Raw genomic sequence first — 24,329 nt, 5'->3', positions numbered from 1 at the left:
GTTTGTGCAAACTACCGGGCTGAGTTCTGGGCGATCGGCCTACAGTCATGGATAAGGGCCAGCCCAGGAAGCGGAGAAAACGGTCATGGTAGAAACAAACGGTGTCATCATGCAGTACTTCGAGTGGTACTGCCCCGCCGATGGCTCCCTTTGGGGTCAGGTGCAGGATCAAGCTCGGGAGTTGGCCGCAAAAGGCATCACGGCCCTTTGGTTACCGCCGGTTTATAAGGGCACCAGCAGCTCTGATGTGGGCTACGGCACCTATGACCTGTTTGATTTAGGCGAGTTTGACCAAAAAGGCACCATTCGCACCAAATATGGCACAAAGGAAGAGCTGATCGCGGCCGTGAAAGCCTCGCGGGCAGCGGGTTTGCAGGTTTATTTGGACACGGCGTTTAATCACAAAAATGGGGGCGATGCCACGGAAACGGTGTGGGCCACGCCCGTTGCCAGTGATAACCGCAATTGGGAACTGGGGGAAGCCCGGGAAATTAGCATTTGGTCGAAGTTCACCTTTCTCGGTCGGGGCGATCGCTACTCGGCCATGAAGTGGGATGCCCGCTGTTTTGATTCGGTGAACCACAATGCCGACGATCCGGACGATCACGCCGTTTATCGCCTCAGTCCCAAAATTTTCGAGTCGGAAGTGAGCCATCGCTATAGCCACTATGACTTTTTGATGGCTTGCGATTTGGATACGAATCACCCGGAAGTGCGCCAAGAACTAGTGCATTGGGGCAAATGGATCCAAGACACCCTGGGCACGGATGGCTTTCGGCTGGATGCGGTGAAGTACATTCGATCGAGCTTTTTCAATGAGTGGCTCGATGCGGTGCGCCATCACTGTCCCCATCGGAAGCTGTTTGCGGTGGGGGAATATTGGGAAAACGACGTGGAGGCCCTGCATCGGTATTTGGCTGCCACGGAGGGGCGGATGTCGCTGTTTGATGTGCCGTTGCACTACAACTTCCACCAAGCCAGTCGATCGGGCAGTGCCTATGACCTGCGCACCATTCTCGATCGCACCCTGATGCAACAGCAGCCCACTTTGGCCGTCACCTTTGTGGACAACCACAACAGCCAACCTCTGCAAGCCCTGGAATCGCCTGTGGAGGCTTGGTTTAAACCCCTTGCCTACGCGATCATTTTGCTGCGGCGGGAGGGCTATCCCTGTGTGTTCTACGGGGACTATTACGGCACGGAATATACCGATCGGGGACGGGATGGCCATCAACACACCGTTTCGCTGTCCAAACACAATTGGCTGTTGGATAAGTTTCTTTATGCCCGTCGGCGCTTTGGTTGGGGGCCGCAGTATGACTACTTCTCTGGCAGCAACACGATCGGCTGGACTCGGTTAGGCGATGCTACTCATCCCCTGAGCATGGCGGTGGTGTTGAGCAACGGTGGCCCCAGCAGCCTTTGGATGGAAACGGGGCGATCAAACGCCACGTTCTATGACCTAACGGATCATGTGAAGGAGCTGGTTTACACCAACGAGTGGGGCTGGGGTGAGTTCCGCTGTGCCGGGGGATCGGTGTCGGTGTGGATTCAGCAGGCTTAATCCCGCTCGGGAATGGTTGCATCCAGCCGCCGAGTCAGCAAACCCACTGGATCGGCCAACCAAACTAGATCGGCCAAACTAGATCGGCAAGCCAGCTAGATCAGCGAATCCCAAACTATCAAGCAGCCAAATCATGAGGACCGATCGCAACGGTTGAATTGCGGTGGCATGGTGGTGCGATTCGAGCATTCTGCATTGGCCAGAAACGCTACAAAAAGAAATGGTGCAAGAGAGACATGGTGCAAGGGCCAAGTTCTCGTCTTGTTCTGCGTTCTCTTGGCCGATCGCCCTGACCTGCACCGAATCATTCCCCCTTTGCCATGAATCTGAAACAAGTCATCATCATCTATAAAGCCGGAGACTCTCGCAGCCAAGGCTGGGCAGAACGTTGCTCTCGAGAACTGGATGCCCTAGGCACGCGATCGCTCGTGGGACCCAGCGGCCCCAAGGACAATCCCTACCCGGTGTTTTTGGCCTCGGTCACCCAGCCGATCGATCTGGCGATTGTCTTGGGGGGGGATGGCACGGTGTTGGCCGCTGCCCGGCACCTGGCCCCGGAGCAAGTGCCCATTTTGGCCGTGAACGTGGGAGGGCACTTGGGGTTTTTAACGGAACCCTTTGAGCTGTTTGAAAACTCCCAAGCGGTGTGGGAACGGCTCCAGAGCGATCGCTTTGCCGTTCAACAACGGATGATGTTGCAAGGGCAGGTCTTTGAAGGAAAAACCCTCGCCGCTTTGGAAGATGGCAGCTACAAGGGTACGGAACCGGTGGGGGAAACTTTCCTGGCCCTGAACGAAATTTGCGTGAAGCCCATTTCCAACGATCGCCTGATGACCACCATGCTGGAAGTGGAAATCGATGGCGAAATCGTCGATCGCTACCACGGCGACGGGCTAATTGTGGCCACCCCCACCGGTTCCACCTGCTATACCGTTTCCGCCAACGGGCCCATTCTCCATTCTGGCCTGGATGCCATCACTGTTACCCCCATTTGCCCCCTCAGTTTGTCTAGCCGCCCGATCGTGTTGCCCCCCCGCTGTGTGGTCAGCATTTGGCCCTTGGGGGATTACGAGCTGGCCACCAAAGTTTGGATGGACGGGGTTTTTGGGGCTTCCCTTTGGCCCGGTCAGCGGGTTGATGTGCGAATGGCGGATTGCGTGGCCAAGTTTGTGATCTTGCGGGAAAACTATTCCTACTACCGCACCCTACGCGAGAAATTGCTTTGGGCCGGGGCCCGCATTGACTATGGCCATGCCAGCCGCAATTAAGCCCAGCACCCAGCCTAAACCTGGAATAGGGAGGGCTTTAGGGCGATCACCCTAGTGGGCTACGGCACACAACACCGAGGCGCACTGCCTTATCCTTAATTAAGGCCAACTTAACCTCGGTTCCCCGTTTCCTTAACCCTGTGTCGCAGTTCTTGGTCGCTGCGCTTGCCCTTGCTGTCCTCGTGCTGGTTGCGTCCCATGTCTTTGAGTGAATCAAGTTCCGCTGCGATCAAGTCTGCTTTGCCAAAGGCGGCCCAGGGCAATGCCGGCCGCAGTTGGGGCGATCGATTAGCAGGGTGGCCCTGGCGGCGAATTTTCAGTGCCGTGGTGGGAATCTCGATCGCCCTCACCATGCTGGTGTTGGGCGGCTGGTATTTCACGGCGGGGTTTGGCCTGTTGGTCTATCTGGGCTTGGGTGAATATTTCGCCCTGGTGCAGGCCAAAGGGGCCGTCCCCGCCGTGAAAACCGTCACCATTGCCTGTTTAGCGATTGTGGCGGCCTCGGCTTGGATGCCGTCCGTGGCCGATGCGATCGTCCCGATCGCCAGCACCCTGGTTTGTTTCTATTTGCTGTTTATGCCCAAGATGGCCTCGATCGCCGATCTGTCCAGCTCGGTGATGGGCCTGTTTTACTGTGGCTATTTGCCCAGCTATTGGGTGCGGCTGCGGGTCGGGGCGGGGCTGGCCTTGGACGATGGAGCCGTGGCCCGGTTGCCGCTGAATGGGTTCTGGCCCGAATCTTGGAACCCGGCTGCCTGGCCCGAGGCTCTGATGGTGACGATTTTGGCCTTTTGCTGCATTTGGGCGGCCGATATTGGGGCCTACATCATGGGCAAATGGGTGGGCAAAACCCGCCTCTCGGACATCAGCCCCAAGAAAACCGTAGAAGGCTCTTTGGCCGGCACGTTGGGCAGCGCACTGGTGGGAACTCTGGGCGCGGCCTATTGCCATTGGCCCCTGTGGTTCATCACGGGGCCTTTGTTGGGGCTGCTGGTGGGTGTTTCCAGTCTGCTGGGAGATTTGATTGAGTCCCTGATGAAGCGAGATGCGGGGGTCAAAGATTCCGGGAATTTGATTCCGGGCCATGGCGGCATTCTCGATCGCGCCGACAGCTACATTTTCACGGCTCCCCTGGTGTATTACTTCACGACCCTATTGCTCCCGTTCGTTTCTCAGTTGAATTAGTTGTGTTAGCGAATCCGCCGCTGAATCGTTCAAAGCGCATGATTTTCTAAAAACTCCGATTCCTTAAATTCCTTAAACTCCGATTCCCTAAGGAGTTGCCCTATGGCCGTGGTGCTGATGGCAGGAATGACCCGATCTGCGCCTGCTAGCTGGATTTTCGGGAGCCAATGCAACGAGACGATCGCCTCGCTTCTACAATGGGGGCGACTAGTTTGATTTGGATGAGTTCACAGCCTTGAACGCGCCCCAGTCGGAACAATTTGAGCGCGTCCGATCGAGCCTGCGACGGGCGATCGAGCAGTTGGGTACTCGCGATTCACAACGGTGGAATGCCCTGATTCAACCGGATTTGGATCGGTTGGCGGGGGCCCTCGACAAGCTCGATCGATTCGTGGTGCGGATTGCGGCCTTTGGCTTGGTTAGCCGGGGCAAATCCGCCGTTTTGAATGCCCTGTTGGGGGAACACCTGCTGGAAACGGGGCCCCTGAATGGCCTGACGCGCTTGCCCCGATCGGTGCGGTGGCATCCTCCCGGGCGTGATCGCCCGATCGAGGTGGAATTCATTGACACACCGGGGCTGGATGAAATTGACGGAGAAAGCCGCGCCGAACTTTCGCGGGAAGTGGCCGAGCGATCGGACTTGATCCTATTCATCACCGCTGGCGACTTAACCCAGGTGGAATATGCGGCCTTGCGAACCTTGCGCCAGGCCCATAAGCCCCTGATTTTGGTCTTCAACAAAATTGATTTGTTTCCCGAAACGGAGCGGCCGGCGATTGTGGAGCGGCTGCGATCGCTCATGCAGTTGGAAGCGACTGACCAGCCCCCACCCACCCACCCGCCCAACAATCCTGCTGAACGTCGCTGGGATCCGTTCTTGCCCGTGGATGAAATTGTGCTGGCGGCGGCGGAACCGGCCCCGATTCAAGTGCGGGAAGAATGGCCCGATGGCCGGGTGACCTATGGTTGGGAGTCGCCCCCACCGGAGATTGAGGCCTTGCGATCGGCCATTTTGGCCACCATCGATCGGGAAGGGGAAGCTCTGTTGGCCCTGAATGCTCTGATGCAGGCTCGCACTGCCCAGCAAACCATCGCCCAAAAAACCCTCACCCACCTACGCGACGATGCGGAAGCCCAAACCTGGCGGTTCATTCAAGTAAAGGCCGTAATCGTGGCCCTCAGTCCCTTTGTGCTGTTGGATGCGATCGCGGCGGTGTTGGTGGATTGGTTTTTGGTGCGATCGCTGTCGCGGCTCTATGGTTTGCCCCTGGTGCGATCGGCTTGGCAGTCGTTTTGGAAAACGGGCTTGGTCAGCTTGGGAGCCATGCTGCTTGGAGAAGTGGGGGGCGGTTTTTTGGGCGGGAATGACGGGCGATCGCTCCAAGCGGGCAGCGACGGCTTCAGTGGCTACCTGGGGGCGGCCCTGGTGCAGGCGGCGGCGGCGGCCTTTGGCAGCTTAGCGATCGCCAAAACCACCCGCAGTTCCCTCGAAGCGGGCTGCACTTGGGGAGATGACGGCCCCGACACCCTCGCTAAAGACTTGCTGGATTTTGTGGAGCCGGGAACCGTCCTGCACCAACTGCGAGACGAGTGGCGATCGCGCATTGGCCTGGGCGGCCTTGATTCCAAACCCACCGACCCCGCTAAAACAGTCGCGATCGTGCCCGCGCCGAAAATCCCCCCGGCAGATAAATCGGACAAGTGACCCCCGCTCGCATTTGTGACCAATCACAAAATTGGGCTGCCAATGCATCGCCCGAGCCATTGCAAACTCGCACATTAAAGCCATATTCCCTTGCCACCCGCCCAAATTCATTCAGGTAGGCATATTGGCGTGGGTATTCCAAATTATTCCAAGGTTGCAAATTAAACGTCACTTCCACCCAAGGCGGCAACTGCTCATCACCCCGGTGGATCGTCCAGCGATCGACAATTTTTCCCCCCAGCAAATCCCGCGTGAGCCAGAGGCTAGGCGGAGTCAGGCCCTGTTGGCGAATTTCCTGATCGGTGGCCATGGGTTGATCGCCAAAGCAGCCCGTCCGCCGAAAGATTCGGGTTGGCTCCAGTTCCACAGCCACCGGATCCCCCAAGGGTTGATCGGACAGTGCATCGCTGCCGCTGGTGACGGCTGCCGCCGCAGCCTCCGAAGCCGAAGTTTCCACGGCTGGCGACACGGACACCTGCACCGGATCGGCCTTGGGCGGCCCTTCCCGGGCGATCGCACCGGGCGCAATTGCCACCGGTAACCCCAACCCCAGCCCTAAACCAATGGCCCAACCAATAGCAGCACGGTTAGCAACACGATAAAGACTGGGCATGACTTTTGCACCATCCTGGCGGCAGCTTGCAACGGGCAATTTTGAAGATTTTAGAGGGCGTGATCGGCTTCAAGGTTCAGTGCCAGGGTTTGGTGATCGATTCGCACAGCAACCGGCGGCAGCAGACGGCGGCAGGATTGACTGGGCGATCGGGGACTGGGCGATCGGGGACTGAGTAATCATTGAATCCTGAGTAACCGCAGTCTCCGCCTCAAAAGCAGCACCCTCCATTGCCTGATGAAGCTGACTCGCTCGCTCCACAATCGGACAAATATTGCCCGGGGATTGTTCCAAGTCATCCGCCACCGCCAACAGGGATTGCAACTCATCTCGCAACCGCTGAAGCGATTGAATGCGGCGATCCAAATCTGCCAACTTATCCCGCAGCTTATGCTTCACCGTTGAACAGGGAGCATTACCACTGTCATAAACCGTCAGCAGCTCACTGATATCTTGCAAACTCATGCCCAAAGATTGGGCCTGCTTCACAAAGGCCAAGCGATCGAGCGTGGACGGTGCAAACAACCGAAACCCGCCAGCCGTTCGATCGATCGCCTGGATCAGTCCCAAACTTTCGTAGTAGCGAATTGTTTGAATGGAGCAACCACTGCGCGATCGCACCTCTCCAATTTTCAACAGATTTTGGGCTGGTGCTTCAGCACGCTCTGCAAATTCCCAAGACACTGGAACCTCAGAAATTTTTTATTCATCTGACTTTGTTCACCTAAGCTTATCAATATTTATCAATCATGCATTCAACTTTTGAGGATATCTACATTGAGGGATTTACAGATTCAGCTTTGGTTGAAATCCTGAGTCAGCTCTCAGGTTCTAGCAGCATCAACAATCTCTCACTAAACTTTATTAAATTGAGCTTGAATTATTGCTAAACCCAAGTGGTTCTGCGTCCCAGTAGTCCCATAATTGTGCCCGCTCCCTGCGCCGTTCGAATACAAGCTCGATATAAATGATGCTTTCCTCGCAACAATCCAGGAATTAGCGCCAGAATTCCCAAAATCATTAACGCAAGTCCTTTGCAGAGCCGAACTAGAAATATCTTGGGCTGTGGGTAGAGTTCTTTTTCAACCAAACTGTAAATGCTCCAACCCCAATAGTTGCGCCGTAACAACCATTGAAACGTAGTTCGACTAGCTGGAATCGATTCATAGGCGATCGCCTCTGCTGACCAAACAATTTTTAGGCCCGCTTGATGGAGACGCATAAATAGATGCGTATCTTCTCCACCTCCCACCGCAAATCGCTCATCAAAAACACAGGGCATTTGCTTCAGATACGGCGCAGGGAGCAACACATTGTTCGTGAAAGCCACATGCAAGTTCTGACCTGTTTTATAGGCAGGAGGCGCAAAGAATTCTCCCTGATGAATCCAGTTAGGCACTTGATTGGATTGAAACACGGGCAAGATTGGCCCGCCCACAATATCTGCTTGAAATTGCGCTTGCGTAGTTAAAAGCGCCTCTAGCCAAGAGTGGCAAGCTTGTTCATCATCATCAATGATGGCGATGAAGTCACTATCTTCAGCCGCATTTTGAATGGTGCGATTTCTGGCATAGGTCACACCCGATCGCATTTCAACATCGTAGCGAATTGGCCAGCGAGAGCTTTCTTGCCAAGTGGACACAGTTTCGCGCGCCGACCCATTTGCATCATTGTCAACCACAATGATTTCAATTTCAGGAGTTGCAATTTGCTCAAACTTGAGTGCCTGCAAGCTCAAGATCAGTTGATGCAGTAAATCTTGTCGTTTATAGGTGGCAACGCAGATGGAAACTTTCATGAAAATTTAATTGATCACCTTCAATTAGCCACACTTAATCAGTCGCACTCACCAATCGCACCTAAACCGCCCGTGATCCCTCATTTTGCGATGATGACTAGTTGAATCGAAGCCTCACGATCAAAGTGCCCAAGGCAACGGTTCCACCACCGGACAATCGGTTTGCATTTGATAGGTACATCCTTGAGCCGTTGCGTAGTGAATTGCCAAAACCATTTCATTCACATGTAATGAATAGCGTCCTGACAACCTGGGCGATCGCTGATTTTCAATTGCCTCTGCTAAGTCGGCAATTCCCCGCGCAAAATCCATTTGTTGAGCGCCTCGATACTTTTGCCGCTTGGTGACTGGCCCCACCAATGGGTATCGCTGCGCGAGCGGCCCCTCGATCGTTTTGCGACGAATTCGTAGACGACGTTTAATATAAACGGGCGATCGATAAAACCAACAATCTTCCGTATACATCACCCCCTGATCTCCAAAAATTCGTAATTCGTGATCATGGGAAGCCACAATACTACAGGTCAAGCGAGCCACAACTCCCGAGGCAAACTTAATACAGGCAACTGAAAAATCCGGCGTATTGGGTGGATCTAGATGATCAACACCCTTATTGGGAATCGTACAATCCGCAAAGGCAGTGACGCTAACAGCCGACCCAAAGAAAGCAGGTAACCAAGTTAAGTAATAGCCCGCATGTTCCAACGTGCAACCCACTTCAAATTCATCTTTGTAGGGCCACGGTATTCCCGATTCACTCAGCCAGGTTTGGTAAGCCATCGCAGGCACAAACCCATCGTCCATTTCCGCATAAACCAAGCTGACTTGGCCAACCGCTTGCTCGCGCAAAGCTTTCCAAATTGTCTGTGCCGTTTCGCCCAAAAGGCTGCAAGGCGCACCGGAAATTTCCAGTTGCTTAGATTCCGCTAGTTCAACCAGTTCTTTGGCCTCTTCAAAAGTCATCCCCAGCGGTTTTTCCGAGTAAACATGTTTGCCCGCCAACAAAGCTGCTTTGGAAACTTCGTAGTGACTGCGAGGATTGGTTAGGTTGATGACAATTTGCACGCGCTCATCTGCCAACACCGCTTCCAAACTGGGGTACTTAGGAAGTTTATGAAATTGAGAAAAATGCTCTGTGCGTGCTGAATCTCGATCCATTACGCCCAGAATTTTTAATGAAGGATGATTTTCTAGGGTTCGCACATAATAATCAGCAACAAATCCACAGCCGATCAATGCAACATTCATGGAACTATTGCCCGTCTATATTGATCAAAAACAGAACAAGGGGGATGCCCCAAATAGTCAGCTAGTTTTGGCGGCTTCAGGACCAAGAACATCACTATTGGCCAACTCCTTGGGCAGCGGGCCCCCACAAACCTGGCCAAACTTTCATCCTTTACCAAGATTTGTGGCTAGGAACCGGATCATTGAAAGTAGCCCGAGGGTTTTCGATCGTATGCTGGCTGCTTCGACTCGCTCAACATTTACTCTCCGCCCATCATGAAGAGCGATCGATTACACATGCACACCATTAACAACCAGCCTATTCAAGCTCTAACAAGCTCGCGTATCGATCAACTGCTATTTTAGCCTTAGCAGAAATCATGATGGCAACATGCTCAGGTCGAGTTGAGTTAACAAAGTTGCGCAACTCTTCTTCGGTCATCACATTGGGATCGTAATAGGAATTGAGAATTTTGGTTGGATCCCAGTAATGACCGCTTCGGTCTTGGAGCACCCGGTCAATATAGGTTCCATAGAGTGTGTATTCAGAAAAATGCCAGGTTTTTGAAACTGCCTCGAACCATGATTGATGATAAATTCGCTCAATGTGACGACACATCGCTGTCACATTTTCTCGTTTCCACGTGATCACATCAGCAATGTAGTCGGGGGCTGGCATGGGTGTTTCCGTTAAACCCAACAATCGACTAGCCGATTGGTGCCAATGTTGATGCGGCGTATCCATTCCAAGTGGATTGCCTTTTGGCTCAGCATAGAATCGAACTTGGTTGTTCTTGACCAGGTTCGAAATGCCAAAGTCTCGGATAAACATTTCATCCGAATCCAGAAATACTGAAATTTCTTCATCAATTACTCTAGCGAGTGCGATTTTGGAAATTTGTTGCATAATCCAGCTACGAACTGGAACTCCTTTTAGGCTGAACCAGGTTTTTCGGATTTTGGGTAGCCTAAAAAGCCAAAAGGGGAGCAGATCTTGAACAATAATAATTTCTGTATGTTGATTATTGAGTTGTGAAAACAGTTTGAGATCGCGCTTTTCTACAACAATGTAGTGCTTGAAAGGCGGCTGAACAAAGCGTGATATACTTTTACAGAGAAGTTGACAGCGTTGGAAATCCTGATCATAGCTCGGAGTAATGATTGCAAAGGAAGACAGATTTTGAGAATTATCGATTTGCATGGGATGACTGGTGTTGAAGGTAGAGCTAGGTTATCGATTCTTAAGCGTCTTCAAGCGAAATACTGACTCAAAGGGTTCTTTTAAAAACAGGACAGTTGAAAACAAGGCACTGAACAATTATTCTTATTGATTTTATTTGAATCAGGAAAAAGTAAATCAAGAAAAAGTTTCTCAGTCATGAAATAAATTGTTCTGTTTTCAAGATTGAAGCTTTGTAAGCCTGAAGTAATGTTCAAGCAACTTTTCAGGTTATGTTTCAAGCACCCATTGTAAGCCAAAGATTTTCGCTATTATTATACTGCATTGCCGAAATTGATTTGTATTTAGATTTATAGAATTTTTTGAGAATTTTCGAGGAATTTTTATTTTTGATCAAGAAGAAGTTGTAAATTGTAGAAAGTGAGTTTTTCTTAAAGAATTTGCTTACAAGTAAGTATTTTGAATTTTCTTAAAGTACCTTCAGTTTTTCTCGTAGTCAAGAATTGGACTTATACTCAATTCCAACTCTTGACTCATCCGACAAGAACTCAGCGGTCTCGGGCAAGGGTTGTTCCGGAATCTGAGTGGAAAAATTTGGAGGGTTGACTTTAAATTGTTGATAATAGTTTGCTGCCACTGTGAAGGAGACGGCGGCAAAAATGACACTTGGCAAAGAATTACGAAACAGCAAGGAGCTTTCTGAAAGATTAGCAACCGTGCTGTAGGTAAAGAACATTAAAACCCAGATATATTCGTTGCTTTTAGTGGCACGAATGAGCGCTAGGGTTTTGATAATTGTTTGAAAAACGACCCAAATGTAAATTGCTAAGCCCACGAGACCTAAATCAATACATATTTCCAAAAATCCATTATGGGCATCAGGGACGGGCCACCGAACTGCACGAACAACATAGGCTGACTTTCCATCTAAGCCATTCCAAAATGTGCCGAAACCATAGCCTAAAATTGGTCGGTCTTTAATTCGATCGATCACAAATTCCCAAACATCTGTTCTGCCGGTTAGGCTTGCATCTTTACCTAACGCGCCTAGGATATTGATTACGATGTCATCCCAATAGAAAAATAAATTAATTCCAATGACGGCTGACCAAATTAGGGCGCGAACCATCCATTTGTGTGGTAGGCGAAAAATCTGGCCAAATGCACTCATGGCAATCAGCAATCCAATATTAATAAAGGGACTTTTGGAGCCAGAGAGTTGAATGAGAACAAAAGCAGTGATGAGGCCAAACCAAGCTAAATAGCGATATCGTCGATAGGTTTCGGAAATACCAAGCAACACAAAGACCCCGGAAGCGAGGGCCATCATTTTACCCAGTTGGTTTTTGTGGGAATAGATGCCACGCCATTTGCCGGCATGAACTGCGCTCATAACGCCATATTTACGCAGGGCAACACCAAAGACGAAACAGAGCACTTGGGAAATGCCAAACATTACTCCCAAGATGCGAACTTGATCCCTAAGGGAATAGCGAGTGGCGAGATAAAGACCAAATTGAAAGGTGCCAATCATGGCGATCGAGGCATTAAGGGTCTTAGACGGCTCGATCGACCAGAGAAACGAAACGGGAAACATGGCAATGAGAAAAACCACTGTGGGAGCTGCCATTAGCATCACAATGACTTTTTTCCATCGCATAATTAATAAAATATTAGTGACGATGTAGTTCAAAAAATAGAGCGCCACGCTCGGTTTATAATTAAAAGATAAGATATCTTGCCCATCACCTTCACTGGCTCCGTTGGTTAAAATAACCTCTAGAATGCCAAGGGAGTAGCGAATGAGAAAGAAAACAACAAAAATGTGTTCTAAGAGAAAGAGAGGATTGCGGTTATAAACCTCTTTTAGTTTTGCTGTTGCTTCCTTTGTAATCAAAAAAATGCTCATTTCTTTTTGATCAAATACTAGTCAAGGGGTTTGGCAACGAATTTGGAACAATATTCGTAAACAATCAAAATAAATTCAAAACGAACTCGAAATAAAACAATTTAAGATCAATGGCAGATCAATATTAACAACATTAATTCAATGCCAAGCTCAAGTTTGATTCATGGGTTCGCCGGCTGGAGCCGTGAGTTCAGTAGTTACAGTCCAATTCTTAAGCGAGTTTATCTGACTTGCAACTAGGCGTTGGGTTTGCGGGGGGCGCGGCGGTGCTTGGGTGATGGTGGCTCATTGGAGGACAGGTCTTTGAGGAAAAAATTGAGCCATAGCCGTAAGGAGTTGGTTTCCTGTTGTTTTTTGTGGTTGACCCGCAGGAGTGCTTGGCGATCGCGCTGTAATTCGGTTTGGATTGCTTGCTGCTGAGCACGAGCTTGGGCCATGTTTTCGTGAATTTGGTTTAATTCCACTTGCCGATCGCGACAGAGGGCCGCGAGTCGATCGTGCTCTGCCTGTAGTTTAGCGACGGCGGCGGGCAGTCCGTCGCATTGCTGTTGCAGGGTTTCGATCTGTTGGCGAAGTTCGTAGCGCCGCCGGTGATGGGCATCGGCCTGGGTGCGAATTTGTTCGAGGGCCGTTTGCTGTTGTTGCAGGGTCATTTCTACGCTCTGCTGTTCTCGCATGGTGTCAGCGAGCGATCGCGTGAGGGTGGCCGTGCGCTCGCTGAGTTCGGCCGCTTGGGCCTCAAGGCTGGTGCAGTTGTTGAGGAGGGTTTGTTCTCGCTGGCGGAGGTTGCTGAGGTTGGCTTGGCGCTCTTGGGCCTCTTGTTCTAGGGCAATTGTCTCAGCGCGCAGTCGATCGACCTGAGCAAGGTCGCGCTCCATGCTGGCCTTGCGACCGTCCAGATCGGCTAATTGAGTTTGATGCTGAACAATTTTGTCTTCGAGTTGCTGGCGCTGGGTTTCCAGATCAGCCAACACGCGATACATCTTCTGCGTTCGACTGCTGCCTTCATCAATTTGGGACTGAATTGCTTCCTTTTCCTTGCGTAGAACACCAATCACCGCTTCGAGTTGCTGCTTACGGGTGAGGGATTGTTCCAGTTCTCGTTCAAGGCGATCGACCTCCACGCGCAAGGCGCTGGCGAGGTCGCTGCTGAGGGGCGGGTTGATGGTTGGTGGGCGACGATCGCTGGGTAACCAGTTGGCATATTCAGGGGAGATGGTTTCCCTGAGGCGAGGATCCCAGGGTTCGGGCTGTGATCGGGAGCGATCGGGCGTTAAGGCGGTGATCGCCGCTGCACCGGACAGGGCAATGGCTCCGAGACCGAGGGCCTTTTGCCATTGGCGATCGGTCACAACCCCAATGCCAAGGCCTAAGCTAAACGCGACCGTGCCTGCGATCCACCAATTGCGATTCACTGCTAACACACCATCTGAACTATGCGATCGTAGCCATAACTTAACTGCTGATTACCCCAATCCATGGATTACCCCAATCTATACCAAGGGATCAACAGAGCCAGACCGAGACCAACCAAACCAGCAGAAAAAACCAGCAGACAGAATCAACGGACGAGACCAACCAAACCAGCAGAAAAAACCAGCAGACAGAATCAACGGACGAGACCAGCCAACACAACCAGCCAACACAACCAGCCAACACAACCAGCCAACACAACCAGCCAACACAACCAACAACCGGGTTAATATTCCAGCCCGTCCATCTCAACGCAATTCCCCCCATGCCGACGGGCCCGCTCAAGGGCCCGCAAGGCCGATCGCACGGCCGCGTCGGGCAGTTGCTGGAGATCAGGCACCAACGTGCCAATGCCTAAAGATAGGGTCACTTCTCCGCCGACGGTTGTGATCTGCTCCTGGGCGACTGGGGAGCGATCCATTGGCATTTCGGAAGGAATTTCAGGAGAGATTTCGGGAGAGGTTTCAGGGGTTACTTCAAAAGGCATTGCAGGTTCAGAACCAGTTGCCGAGAACGCATCGGCTAAATCTGCGTTGGCATCGATGTTGGCACTGATCGGCCTGGATGCCTCTTGCTCAGTAACCCGGTCATTGGTGGCGGTGAAGTTGCTTCGTAGCCGATCTCGCGTTGGGGGAAAATCAATGGCGAAATGCAAAGATGAACCAGCAGCCCAGGGAGAAGCCGGAGCGTCATCGTAGTGACTCGGCCAGTGGTGAATTGTGGGGGTCATAGACTGCTGGGTCTCACAGCGATTGAATTGATTACGAATCGATTCCGCGACGGCCAAAGCGCCGATCGAGTCGGTGTTGGGCAGCAGAATCAAGAATCGATCGCCCCGATCGCGGCCAACCACATCGGAACTGCGTTGCACCTGTTGTCTTAAGACCGTTGCCAGATTGTGGATCGTTTGTTGACCAAAGGCCTCGCCTTGGAGATTCACCCAATCCGCCAAATGATCCACCTCGCAGGCCACAATCGATAGCACCTGTTCCGATCGCAGCGCCTGTTGCCAAGTGTGCTGCAACGCTTCATAAAAGCGATGATGATTCGCCAAACCCGTTTCCAGATCAACGCCTTCCAACTGTCGGATTCGGTCTTGGGCCTGGGCGAGGGCCACTTGCAATTTTTCCTGTTCCGCTTCCATCAAAATCAGTCGATCGCGATGTTCATGGAGCCAACTTTCCAGGGCTAATCGTTGTCGTTCCAAAAACTGCAATCGATCGCCATACCGCACTAGCAAGCGACTGGTGAGCCGCACAAACTGCGCACAATCATCCTGATCGTCCAATTGCGTCAGGGCGCTGACCTTCGCCGCCAAACCACTCGTAAAAGAAGACTCCTGATCCAAACAGCTCAACAGCACCCAAGCAAGGCGAATAGAGTCCAAGGCCCGACTACAGATCCAAGCCGCAGTCATTCCCGTTAAAAGACTGACAGCCAAGGCCCAGCTCGCCACCTTGGCCAAGGGAAACGGCTCCCAACTCGCCCACAGAAACCAGCCCCCCAAAACACTTAAAAACACTGCCGCACCGACTTTGGTTGGCAGCGATCGATTCCAGTTGATCGGCGGACTAGAAAAGCGCGTCACCGGTTGGCTTACCCACTGAGTTGATTAAGTTCTCCAGGACGGGAGCGCCATGGGAGCATCGGAGATGAAGAAATCGCATTCACTCAAAGTTCACCTAGCGACAGACCAGCGCCCACCCTCCATCATTCCTGATTCAGCGTGAGTCCGCCCAAATTTGCGCAAAGATCTTCAAGATGTTGAGGGTTCCAGCCAGGCACTTCACCCACCACATCAATCGACACCTGGCGGCCCGTCATGCCCGATCGCAAGGCCACTTGGAGATAATCGATCGGCAGTTCCGGCAACCGCTCCGACCACTCGATCGCCACAATTCCCGCAGCCACCTCGCCCCCTTCCCAATATTGCTCCAGGGCCAGCGGCTCCACCTCTTCCGGACTCAACCGATAGAGGTCAAAGTGATACAGCGGAATCGCGCCCTCCAAATATTCATTCACCAGCACAAAGGTGGGACTCACCACCGGCTCCGCAATGCCCAGCCCCGCCGCCAAGCCTTGCACCAGCGTTGTTTTGCCGGCTCCCAACTCTCCATCCAGCAGGATCACTGCACCGGGCCGCAAGATCTGCCCGATCGCCCGGCCCAGGGCTTGGGTCGCAGTCGCATCTGCCAAAAAGAATTCCAGAGTCATTGCACCAAAGTCGCCGGGTTGCCAAAGAAAACCATTACCAGGAAACCCCAAGGATTAGTCAAGGGGGTGAGTCAACGGTATCTGTAAAACTATCGCTGTGGAATTCCATCAACTCAGAATCGCACGGCTGCTGATTGGTGATCAAAACAAAATCCCGATTCTCCACCAGGGAAAAATCGGGATTATGGAATCATCTCATCGAGATTTGTTGGGGGTTCGTTACCTCTTCAGGGGCAACATTGAGAGCCTTCGCTAGAGACCCTTCGCTAGCGATCCTTAGTTGGTGAGTACCGATGCCGCCAACTCCGTATCCGCCAGCTTCGGAGCATTCAACACCGCTGAGTAGAATCGGGAATCCTGAGCCTTTGCCACGATCGCGAAGCTGCTGCGCACTCGGCTGGCCACTTCCGTGGACTTCATTTCATAGGTTTGGGTTGCCAGCTTGGGATAGATACCCACACCCACGATCGGGGCCAGCAGCACCAGGGAGATCGCCAGTTCCCGCAGCTTCAGATCCGACCAATTCACCTCAGTCAGAGCCGTATTCTCCTTGCCGTAGAAAATTTCCCGCAGCATCGACAGCAGATAAACCGCCGAGAGAATCACGCCCACCGCCGCCAACACCACCACCGTGGCCCGGAACGGAGCGCTGTAGACCTCACTGGTGGTTAAGCCGAGGAACACCGTCAGCTCACCCACAAAGCCGCTCATGCCGGGCAGGGCCAAAGAAGCCATGGTCGTCGCCACAAACAGCGCGAAGGTGCGGGGCATCTTTTGCCCAATGCCGCCCATGTCGTCGATCGAGAGGGTGTGGGTGCGCTCGTAGGTTACGCCCGTCAGGAAGAACATCGCCGCCGCAATCAACCCGTGGGACACCATTTGCAGCACCGCGCCGCTCAGACCCACATCGGTGAAAGAAGCAATACCCAGCAATACAAAGCCCATGTGGGACATTGACGAGTAGGCAATCCGTCGCTTCAGATTCCGTTGGGCAAAGGCATTCAGCGCACCGTAGATGATGTTCACCACACCCAGGATGGCCAAAACCGGCGCAAAGTAGATGTGCGCATTCGGCAGCATCTCCATGTTCATCCGAATCAAGCCATAGCCCGCCATCTTCAGCAGCACACCGGCCAGCAGCATAGAAACGGGCGTGGGCGCTTCACCGTGGGCATCGGGCAACCAGGTGTGACCCGGGAAGGCGGGCAGTTTCACCAGGAAGGCGATCGAGAAGGCCGCGTAGAGCAGGAGTTCCGCCGTCAGGGAGTAGTTCTTCAGCCCCAAGGCATCCATATCAAAGGTGACCGGGCCGCCTGAGAAGGCCATGGCCAGCGCCGCCACCAGGATGAACAGGGAAGCAAGAGCCGTGTAAAGAATGAACTTAGTGGCGGCGTAACGACGTTTCGCACCACCCCAAATCGAAATCAGCAGGTAGACCGGTACTAACTCCAGTTCCCACATCAAGAAGAACAGGAGTAGGTCTTTGGAAACAAACACCCCGATTTGGGCGCTGTACATGGCCAGCAGCAGGGTGTAGAACAGCCGGGGTTTCTTGGTGACATTCCAGGAAGCGCCGATCGCCAGGGTGGTGACCAAACCGGTCAGGGCCACCAGCGGCATGGAGATGCCATCGATCGCCAAAGACCAGTTCAAGCCAATTTGCGGCAACCAAGCGTAGGTTTCCGCCAGTTGAAACTCAGTGTTGGTGAAATCAAACTGCCCGAAGCAGGTGTAGGAAATCAGGGCCAACTCCACAATGCCCACTGCCAGCGCATACCAACGGATCGTTTTTCCGTCGCGATCGGGCAGGAAGGGAATCGGCAGCGCCGCCACCAAAGGCAGCAGCGTAATCAAACTTAACCAGGGAAATGTTGCGTCCATTGACTCCACCCGGCTGCAAAGGTCGGGTACGAACTCGATGAGAAGGAGGTAGGGATAATTACTTACCTGACTTTAGTTTAATAAACTTTACATACGGTGACCAATCGTTTTTCCTGATGATCACGATTTGTTTCAAAAAGTTAAGTTCATGTCTGCAATCGATCGCCCAAGGGGATCGCTCCGCCGATCGCAGATCCAAAGCTAACGATCGAATGGGCAGGGCAAGGGCGGTCATTTTGTCACCGGACTAGATCAATCGCTCAGGCTGAATGGCGGCAGGCTCGGAGAACCCATTCTGTCCGAACGGAGAGATTGCTAAAATCCAAGCAGTCGATCGCCCCCACTTGCCCGCCATGGTTGCCATCCGGCCCAACCACTCCACAACAATTGCTAGGACTGCCGCTGGGGCTGCTGCATCTGATCAGCCTCAGTCATTGGCCGCCACACCGGCATCCGAACTGGTTGAAGGAGGCGATGTGATTGCCGAAGACTCACCCGATGACTGGCAAAAGGCAGATTGGGAGATATATCAGCAAGCGATCGCCCAAGCCAGTGAGAAAACAAAAGGTTATTATCACGACGGAATGATGAGGCTCGAAATGTCTCCCGTCGGAAACCCCCACTCCCGTGACCATTTCATTATCATTGCGGCCCTTGGCCTGTACGCGGCTTTGCGGAATTTGCCGATCGATGGCCACGACAATTGCACCTATCGGAAAGCTGGGTTACGGGAAGCTCAACCGGATTTATCAGTTTATGTGGGCGATCGGGTGGGATCGCTGGACTGGGAAACCAAGATTGTGGACTTAGATCAGTTGCCGCCGCCGGACTTGGCGATCGAAATTTCCGATAGCACCCTGCCCGATGACTGTGGGCGCAAACGCTTGCTCTATGAAGATTTGGGCGTGCGGGAATATTGGGTGGTGAATGTGGCGGAGGCGCTGATCCTCGGGTTTGAAATTATTGAGCGCGGCAGTCGGCGGATCCAAGAATCGATCGTGTTGCCGGGTCTGAGTTTGGACATTCTTGAAGAAGCCCTGCGGCGATCGCGCGAGGCCGACCATGGCCAAGTCAGCGCTTGGTTACTCCAGCAATGGCAGGCTGAAGGGTAGATACGGAAGGGCGCACAGCGGTGCGCCCCTACGGATGGATTACTTAGATTACTAATTTTACGATCAGAAATATCTGGTTTATTCCAGGTCGAGATTATCCAATGTTTCGATCGCTAGGCTCACTTGGGCCTGTCGATCGCGCAGGAACCGATCACACTGTTGCAGGCGATCGACCGCAGCGGTGAATTGGGCAAAGGCTTGATCCAAATCCAAATCGCCCGTTTCCAGTTGCCGCACGATCGTTTCCACCTCGGCCATGGCCGTTTCGTAATGCCAATCGGGAGCGGTTTCAGGAGGGCTGGGTTGGGCTTTGGCGCGGGGCATGATCAAAAAGTAATAACAAGCAGGTAACAGATCACAATCTATAGACAAGGGGTTTCAACCCCTTGCCCCCAACGATATCGCATTCTGCTGGGGCGGTCAGGATGGAGACGGGCTAGTTGCGATCGCACCTTGCGGGAATTGTGGTCACGGGCCGGGAGTTTTAAACTGACGATCGCTCCCTATGCCCAACTCACCAATGATTTCCGCCCAAGAAGCCGAAGCGATCGCCCTACGGATCACGCCACCGCTCACTGACACTGAATCGATCGCCAGCGTGGCGGCCCTGGGTCGGGTGTTGGCGGAACCGGTGCGATCGTGCTTGGACTTTCCCCACTGGGACAACTCCGCCATGGACGGCTACGCGGTGCGCCAAGCTGACCTAGCCCAAGGGCCAACGGAATTGCAGGTGATTGAAACGATTCCGGCTGGGGTGGCTCCGCAACAAACCTTGGGCCCCGGCCAGGCAGCGCGAATTTTCACCGGGGCAATGATGCCGCCGGGGGCCGATGCGATTGCCATTCAAGAGGACACGGAACCGGCTGGGCCCGATCGGGTGAAAGTGTTGAGCCAGCCGGCCGTTGGGGAATTTGTGCGGGCAAAAGGGATGTTTTGCCGATCGGGCGATCAGATTTTGCCTGCGGGGTTAGCGATCGGGCCCGCTGAATTGGCGGTGTTGGCAGCGGCTCAGTGCGATCGGGTCGCGGTGGTGCGACGGCCGCGGGTCGCGGTGTTTTCCACGGGTGATGAACTGGGCACGATCGACCAACCCCTACAACCGGGGCAAATTGTCGATTCCAATCAATACGCCCTGATCGCCTTTTTGCAACAAATGGGCGTGGAACCGATCACCCTTGGGGTGGTACGGGACGATCGCGCCGCTTTGAAAGCCGCCGTTGAGCAGGCGATCGACCAAGCGGATCTGGTGCTGTCCACGGGGGGCGTGTCCGTGGGGGATTATGACTATGTGGATGCGGTTTTGGCAGAGTTGGGCGGCGAAATACACGTCAAATCCGTGGCCGTGCGGCCCGGGAAGCCGCTGACCCTGGCCACCTTTGGCCCCAAGGTCTATGTGGGCTTGCCGGGAAATCCCGTTTCGGCCCTGGTGGGTTGTTGGCGATTTGTGGCTCCCATGCTGCGGAAGCTATCGGGGCGATCGGGCCCCCACGGGGTGCAGTGGCTGACGGCGCGATCGGCTCAGGATCTGCAAGGGGCCGGGCGGCGAGAAACTTACCTTTGGGGGTCGTTGCAGATCATCGAAGGGCAACTGGTCTTTAGCCAGGCTAAAGGCAGCCACAGTTCTGGCAACCTGATCAACCTAGCAGGAACCACCGCCCTGGCCAAAGTTCCCCAAGGAACCAGCGAAATCGCCGCCCACAGCGAAATTCAAGTGCTGCTGCTTGGCGGAGCCGTTGGGTGATCCCTTGACTGAACCCGATGGGCCTCCCCTGCCATCCCCATTGGTTGGATCACTCGTTAAAACGTTGGATCACTCGTTAAAACGTTGGATCACTAATTGGTGTAATTCCACCGGGCCCGATATCCCCGATTATCCAAATGGGTAAAGGAGGAGCCATAGCCCAAACCACCGGGCCACCAAGGATCCAAAATCCGTTGGGCCGCACGCGGCGACAACCCCGCCACCACAAAGTCCACACCATAACCGCGAATGTGGGTTGAGTTGCGGGCCCCGCCCACGGCCCGGTTCACGGCCGGGGGCCGATACCAGCTCGTGATGGTGATGGTGCGATTGCCCAGCCGAGCCCGCACCTCTTGCATTCGTCGGGCCATGGCAATGATGTTTTGGGTGATGGTGGAATTTTCGGGAATCCGCGTGCCATCTTTGGTGGCTTCACCCCAACTAAAGTTACCGCGAGGAATAATCGGGTCACGAGTCCAGACCGTACCCAGACCGGGCACTTGAATCCGCCGTCCCCGATCGGGCACAGGAGCAGGGGTAGGAACCGGGGTTGGCTTGGGCGTGGGCGCAGGCACAGGAGCAGGCACAGGAGCAGGCACAGGAGCAGGCGCGGGAGCAGGCTGAGGATCCCGAGGCGAGGGATAGTCATCCACATTCAGCAAGGTGATGTGGCCTTCAAAAATGAACCATTCAAGCCGGTTATTGATGGGTTTCACCAGCCGAATCCGCAGGTGATCACCCACATCCTCGTAGCTGCGAATTTGGAATTCTCCGGGGGACAGGGCCACCTTTTCTGCATTTCCCAAGCTGCTGGACTGCAAGGGGCGGGTTTTGAGGAAGGTACTGGTTTTCACCAACATGGTGGCCGGTTCCAAAAAGTCTGCATGGCCCCGGTAAACAAACCATTCCCGTCGATCGCGGATTGGCTCCACGGTCAGGATTCGATAGTGGGTTCCCTGCTCGATCGAGTCAATCAGCGACAGTTCCCCGGCGGGCATGGCGGCCACCTCGTTTCGCGGCAGGGCGCTAGCCTGAACCGGTTGACTTTTGAGAACAGTGTTCTGTTTCAGGATCATCACCTGCCATTGCATGGTGCGCAGATCCGTTTCCAGGGAGCCGATCGCGGCCTGCTGGGTTTCCAAACCGCGCCACAGTTGCACCAACCGAGTCAAAGCGCCCTGTTGATTTGGGGTTGCTCGGTAGGCGGCTGGCAACCGCCGCAGAAAAGAGAGCAATTCCCGATCGAGCTGGGCGGCGGCGGTGCTGGCTTCGGGGGCCACCGGATTCGCAAACACAATCGGATTCACCCCCAAGCTGGTGAGGGCCGCGTTGCGATTGTCCAAATCTCGCCACATGCGGACGGTTTCGGTGGCCGCATTGCGCTGAGTGCCGCTGCCCGCATAGAACTCCGGAACCCGCAGCACAAAGGCCAGCAGGGCCGGATCGTAATTACGGGGCAACAGGCTTAAGTTGCTGTCGCTGAGTGAGGCGATCGCCGATTGGCGCGAATCCAGTTGCCGCCAAATTTGCACCAACCGCAATAGGGCCTCTCGTTGGTGCGGAAAGCCGGAATAGTTGGGCGACAAACGCCGGATGAAGGTGACCAAGGCCGTGTCGAGGGCAACATCGGTATAGTTCAAGGCCGGCAATCCCAGGGAAACCAAGGTGTCCTCCCGGGTGGCCAGGCCGCGCCAAATGCGGGTCGCTTCAATCAGGGCTTCCCGTTGATGCACGTAGCCTTGATAAAACTGGGGCAGGCGCTCGATCGTGTCGAGCAGGGCCCGATCGATGGTGAAGGTGCTGCCGGTGAGGGCGGTGTTGGCGGGAGCAATCTGGGTCGATCGCTCCAAGGTGCAAAATTGGCGATAGGCGGCCATGAGCCGATCAAGCGAGCAACCAGCCAGGATCAGCCCGCCACTGGTTTTGTCTTCAAAGCCCCGGGCCAACACGGCCAACACCTCAGGGCTATATTGCTCAACACTCACCTGCCAGATTCGATCGGCCTTCCAACCGGATTGGATCAAAGAATCCGTTAACCGTCGCACCAACAGGGCCGCTTCCATCACCTGATCTGGCAGGCTGTCCACCTGCTCTTGATCCGCACTGGTTAAGCCCAACCCCCTTTCCCCTTCTGGGGTTGGCTGATCATGGGCTTCCTGGAGCGCGGGCAAAATGGGCATATGAATTCCCGCTCGCTGGGCAGCCAGGTGAAACAGATGCGCGTCCCGATCAAGTGCGGTGGTAGCCATATGGGTCCAGCCAATCCGTTAAATACGTTTAAATACGTTTGCAGGGTTTAGACGGCCTTGAAGGAGTGTTGAAGGCCGAATCAGAATCTGTTCAGACAATGGGGCGATCGCGCCACTTGCGGCCAAAACATTCCCCACTGTACATTGCGATATTTGCAAACGGGTCGATCGCTATGCCCTTGTCTCCTCAGTCCTCGCTGGCGGCGATGGCCGCTGCCCTTGCTCCCGGCCTCCGGGCGATCGCCACCGATATGGACGGCACCTTGACCCGATCGGGTCGATTTTCCAGTCACCTGTTTTTGGCCTTGGAGCGCTTGCAACAGGCCGGAATTCCCGTCCTGATCGTCACCGGGCGATCGGCCGGTTGGGTTAGCGCCCTGGTGGAATACCTGCCGATCGCAGGGGCGATCGCGGAAAACGGCGGTCTGCTCTATCGGCGCGATCAACCCGAGGGACAATGGCTAGTGGACGTAACCGACCCGATCACCCATCGCGATGCCTTGGCCGATGTCTTTGGCATCCTCCAAACAGAATTTCATCATCATTTTCCCCGCCTGCACCCGGCCCCCGATAACCGCTTTCGAATCACCGATTGGACTTTTGATCTGGCAGATTTGCCGGGCATCGATCGCCAAACCCTATCGGCCATGGGGGAATCGCTGGCGGCCTTGGGCTGGGGATTTACCTACAGTGCCGTGCAAGCCCACATCAAGCTCCCAGAACAAAACAAGGCTGCGGGACTCCAACGGGCGATCGAACTGTTGTGGCCCGGTTGTTCCCTCGATCAAGTCCTGACGATCGGGGACAGCCCCAATGATGAAAGCCTATTTGACCCGACCCTTTTTCCCCGCTCCGTCGGCGTGGCCAACGTGCGTTCCTACCTCAGCGAGCTGCTCCATCAACCGGCGCACATCACTCCCAGCGCTGAGGGAGAAGGTTTTTGCGAACTAGTGGCCGCTATTCTTGCAGAGGAAAAGGTTGAGATTTCAGGAGCCTGATGGCGACACCTGAGTATGGTGAATTGCAAGCGGGTGATGGGACTCGAACCCACGACATTCAGCTTGGGAAGCTGACGTTCTACCACTGAACTACACCCGCGCGGTTGTTACTTTACCCCAATTGCTTGCCTTTGAGCCACTGAATCAACCTCTAGCCAGCCCTCAAGCAAGGGGGATTGGTGGGCTGATTCTCGGCTTGGGGGCCCGGAATT

Annotated in this window: 19 protein-coding genes and 1 tRNA gene; 7 read left to right on the top strand and 13 right to left on the bottom strand. The window is 54.0% G+C overall.

Annotated features, from left to right (window positions below):
• The first annotated feature begins 85 nt into the window (after window positions 1-85).
• From VPK24_RS13650 to VPK24_RS13635, 4 genes are all read left to right on the top strand, one after another.
• The gene (locus VPK24_RS13650; protein WP_393014140.1) at window positions 86-1,564 is read left to right on the top strand and encodes an alpha-amylase; all 1,479 of its coding nucleotides are present in this window, start codon (window positions 86-88) and stop codon (window positions 1,562-1,564) included.
• Window positions 1,565-1,884: 320 nt separating this feature from the next.
• Complete coding sequence (locus VPK24_RS13645) at window positions 1,885-2,832, top strand: NAD(+) kinase (RefSeq protein WP_393014138.1); 948 nt, start codon at window positions 1,885-1,887, stop codon at window positions 2,830-2,832.
• A gap of 198 nt (window positions 2,833-3,030) precedes the next feature.
• Window positions 3,031-4,017, top strand: a complete 987-nt coding sequence (locus VPK24_RS13640) for a phosphatidate cytidylyltransferase (protein WP_190355920.1) — start codon at window positions 3,031-3,033, stop codon at window positions 4,015-4,017.
• A gap of 235 nt (window positions 4,018-4,252) precedes the next feature.
• The gene (locus tag VPK24_RS13635) at window positions 4,253-5,722 is read left to right on the top strand and encodes a DUF697 domain-containing protein (protein WP_393014136.1); all 1,470 of its coding nucleotides are present in this window, start codon (window positions 4,253-4,255) and stop codon (window positions 5,720-5,722) included.
• Here the strand turns inward: VPK24_RS13635 and VPK24_RS13630 are convergent.
• The 10 genes from VPK24_RS13630 to VPK24_RS13585 form a co-directional block, all read right to left on the bottom strand.
• A complete protein-coding gene (locus tag VPK24_RS13630; RefSeq protein WP_393014135.1) occupies window positions 5,661-6,335 on the bottom strand; it encodes a hypothetical protein in 675 nt (224 codons plus the stop codon). The genes VPK24_RS13635 and VPK24_RS13630 overlap by 62 nt on opposite strands.
• A 69-nt stretch (window positions 6,336-6,404) precedes the next feature.
• Window positions 6,405-7,019: a heavy metal-responsive transcriptional regulator gene (locus tag VPK24_RS13625; protein WP_393014133.1), complete on the bottom strand. Its 615-nt coding sequence runs from the start codon at window positions 7,017-7,019 to the stop codon at window positions 6,405-6,407.
• A gap of 202 nt (window positions 7,020-7,221) precedes the next feature.
• Window positions 7,222-8,133, bottom strand: coding sequence for a glycosyltransferase family 2 protein (locus VPK24_RS13620; protein WP_393014131.1), 912 nt, complete (start codon window positions 8,131-8,133; stop codon window positions 7,222-7,224).
• Between the two features lie 120 nt (window positions 8,134-8,253).
• Window positions 8,254-9,381 (bottom strand): Gfo/Idh/MocA family protein, encoded by a 1,128-nt coding sequence (locus VPK24_RS13615; RefSeq protein ID WP_393014129.1) that lies wholly within the window; start codon window positions 9,379-9,381, stop codon window positions 8,254-8,256.
• Window positions 9,382-9,679: 298 nt separating this feature from the next.
• A complete protein-coding gene (locus VPK24_RS13610) occupies window positions 9,680-10,561 on the bottom strand; it encodes a DUF6492 family protein (protein WP_393014127.1) in 882 nt (293 codons plus the stop codon).
• A gap of 475 nt (window positions 10,562-11,036) precedes the next feature.
• Window positions 11,037-12,449 carry an O-antigen ligase family protein gene (locus VPK24_RS13605; protein ID WP_393014125.1) on the bottom strand — a complete coding sequence of 471 codons (1,413 nt, stop codon included), beginning with the start codon at window positions 12,447-12,449 and terminating at the stop codon, window positions 11,037-11,039.
• Between the two features lie 236 nt (window positions 12,450-12,685).
• On the bottom strand, window positions 12,686-13,864 hold the full coding sequence (locus tag VPK24_RS13600) for a hypothetical protein (RefSeq protein WP_393014123.1): 1,179 nt from the start codon (window positions 13,862-13,864) through the stop codon (window positions 12,686-12,688).
• Window positions 13,865-14,148: 284 nt separating this feature from the next.
• Window positions 14,149-15,510 (bottom strand): GGDEF domain-containing protein, encoded by a 1,362-nt coding sequence (locus VPK24_RS13595; RefSeq protein ID WP_393014122.1) that lies wholly within the window; start codon window positions 15,508-15,510, stop codon window positions 14,149-14,151.
• Between the two features lie 122 nt (window positions 15,511-15,632).
• On the bottom strand, window positions 15,633-16,136 hold the full coding sequence (gene tsaE, locus VPK24_RS13590) for a tRNA (adenosine(37)-N6)-threonylcarbamoyltransferase complex ATPase subunit type 1 TsaE (protein ID WP_393014120.1): 504 nt from the start codon (window positions 16,134-16,136) through the stop codon (window positions 15,633-15,635).
• 276 nt (window positions 16,137-16,412) lie between these two features.
• Window positions 16,413-18,017 (bottom strand): NAD(P)H-quinone oxidoreductase subunit 4, encoded by a 1,605-nt coding sequence (locus tag VPK24_RS13585; RefSeq protein WP_393014118.1) that lies wholly within the window; start codon window positions 18,015-18,017, stop codon window positions 16,413-16,415.
• Window positions 18,018-18,286: 269 nt separating this feature from the next.
• On the opposite strand from VPK24_RS13585, the gene VPK24_RS13580 reads away from it, so the two are divergent.
• Complete coding sequence (locus tag VPK24_RS13580; RefSeq protein WP_393014116.1) at window positions 18,287-19,129, top strand: Uma2 family endonuclease; 843 nt, start codon at window positions 18,287-18,289, stop codon at window positions 19,127-19,129.
• 78 nt (window positions 19,130-19,207) lie between these two features.
• Here VPK24_RS13580 and xseB read toward each other — a convergent pair whose 3' ends face one another.
• Entirely contained in the window at window positions 19,208-19,453 is a 246-nt protein-coding gene (gene xseB / locus VPK24_RS13575) for an exodeoxyribonuclease VII small subunit (RefSeq protein ID WP_393014114.1), read from the bottom strand.
• Window positions 19,454-19,649: 196 nt separating this feature from the next.
• Between xseB and VPK24_RS13570 the strand changes: the two genes are divergently transcribed.
• On the top strand, window positions 19,650-20,870 hold the full coding sequence (locus VPK24_RS13570; protein WP_393014210.1) for a molybdopterin molybdotransferase MoeA: 1,221 nt from the start codon (window positions 19,650-19,652) through the stop codon (window positions 20,868-20,870).
• Between the two features lie 92 nt (window positions 20,871-20,962).
• Here the strand turns inward: VPK24_RS13570 and VPK24_RS13565 are convergent, their stop codons facing one another.
• Entirely contained in the window at window positions 20,963-23,119 is a 2,157-nt protein-coding gene (locus tag VPK24_RS13565) for a D-Ala-D-Ala carboxypeptidase family metallohydrolase (protein ID WP_393014112.1), read from the bottom strand.
• A 173-nt stretch (window positions 23,120-23,292) separates the two neighbouring features.
• Here VPK24_RS13565 and VPK24_RS13560 point away from each other — a divergent pair, with 173 nt between their 5' ends.
• Window positions 23,293-24,117 (top strand): HAD family hydrolase, encoded by an 825-nt coding sequence (locus tag VPK24_RS13560; protein ID WP_393014110.1) that lies wholly within the window; start codon window positions 23,293-23,295, stop codon window positions 24,115-24,117.
• A 28-nt stretch (window positions 24,118-24,145) separates the two neighbouring features.
• On the opposite strand, the gene VPK24_RS13555 is transcribed toward VPK24_RS13560, so the two are convergent.
• Window positions 24,146-24,217, bottom strand: a tRNA-Gly gene (locus VPK24_RS13555).
• Between the last annotated feature and the right edge of the window lie 112 nt (window positions 24,218-24,329).

The organism is Limnothrix redekei LRLZ20PSL1 (assembly GCF_043235035.1).
Lineage (GTDB): Bacteria > Cyanobacteriota > Cyanobacteriia > CACIAM-69d > CACIAM-69d > CACIAM-69d.
The sequence above is the reverse complement of the archived record's forward strand: the minus strand, read 5'-3'. Positions and strand labels throughout refer to the sequence as shown.

Coding starts and splice junctions, on each gene's coding strand:
- VPK24_RS13645 (WP_393014138.1), top strand. CDS start 1,885: ATGAATCTGAAACAAGTCATCATCATCTATAAAGCCGGAGACTCTCGC.
- VPK24_RS13565 (WP_393014112.1), bottom strand. CDS start 23,119: ATGGCTACCACCGCACTTGATCGGGACGCGCATCTGTTTCACCTGGCT.
- VPK24_RS13585 (WP_393014118.1), bottom strand. CDS start 18,017: ATGGACGCAACATTTCCCTGGTTAAGTTTGATTACGCTGCTGCCTTTG.
- VPK24_RS13560 (WP_393014110.1), top strand. CDS start 23,293: ATGCCCTTGTCTCCTCAGTCCTCGCTGGCGGCGATGGCCGCTGCCCTT.
- VPK24_RS13605 (WP_393014125.1), bottom strand. CDS start 12,449: ATGAGCATTTTTTTGATTACAAAGGAAGCAACAGCAAAACTAAAAGAG.
- VPK24_RS13610 (WP_393014127.1), bottom strand. CDS start 10,561: ATGCAAATCGATAATTCTCAAAATCTGTCTTCCTTTGCAATCATTACT.
- VPK24_RS13570 (WP_393014210.1), top strand. CDS start 19,650: ATGATTTCCGCCCAAGAAGCCGAAGCGATCGCCCTACGGATCACGCCA.
- VPK24_RS13650 (WP_393014140.1), top strand. CDS start 86: ATGGTAGAAACAAACGGTGTCATCATGCAGTACTTCGAGTGGTACTGC.
- VPK24_RS13615 (WP_393014129.1), bottom strand. CDS start 9,381: ATGAATGTTGCATTGATCGGCTGTGGATTTGTTGCTGATTATTATGTG.
- VPK24_RS13580 (WP_393014116.1), top strand. CDS start 18,287: ATGGCGGCAGGCTCGGAGAACCCATTCTGTCCGAACGGAGAGATTGCT.
- tsaE (WP_393014120.1), bottom strand. CDS start 16,136: ATGACTCTGGAATTCTTTTTGGCAGATGCGACTGCGACCCAAGCCCTG.
- VPK24_RS13630 (WP_393014135.1), bottom strand. CDS start 6,335: ATGCCCAGTCTTTATCGTGTTGCTAACCGTGCTGCTATTGGTTGGGCC.
- xseB (WP_393014114.1), bottom strand. CDS start 19,453: ATGCCCCGCGCCAAAGCCCAACCCAGCCCTCCTGAAACCGCTCCCGAT.
- VPK24_RS13620 (WP_393014131.1), bottom strand. CDS start 8,133: ATGAAAGTTTCCATCTGCGTTGCCACCTATAAACGACAAGATTTACTG.
- VPK24_RS13640 (WP_190355920.1), top strand. CDS start 3,031: ATGTCTTTGAGTGAATCAAGTTCCGCTGCGATCAAGTCTGCTTTGCCA.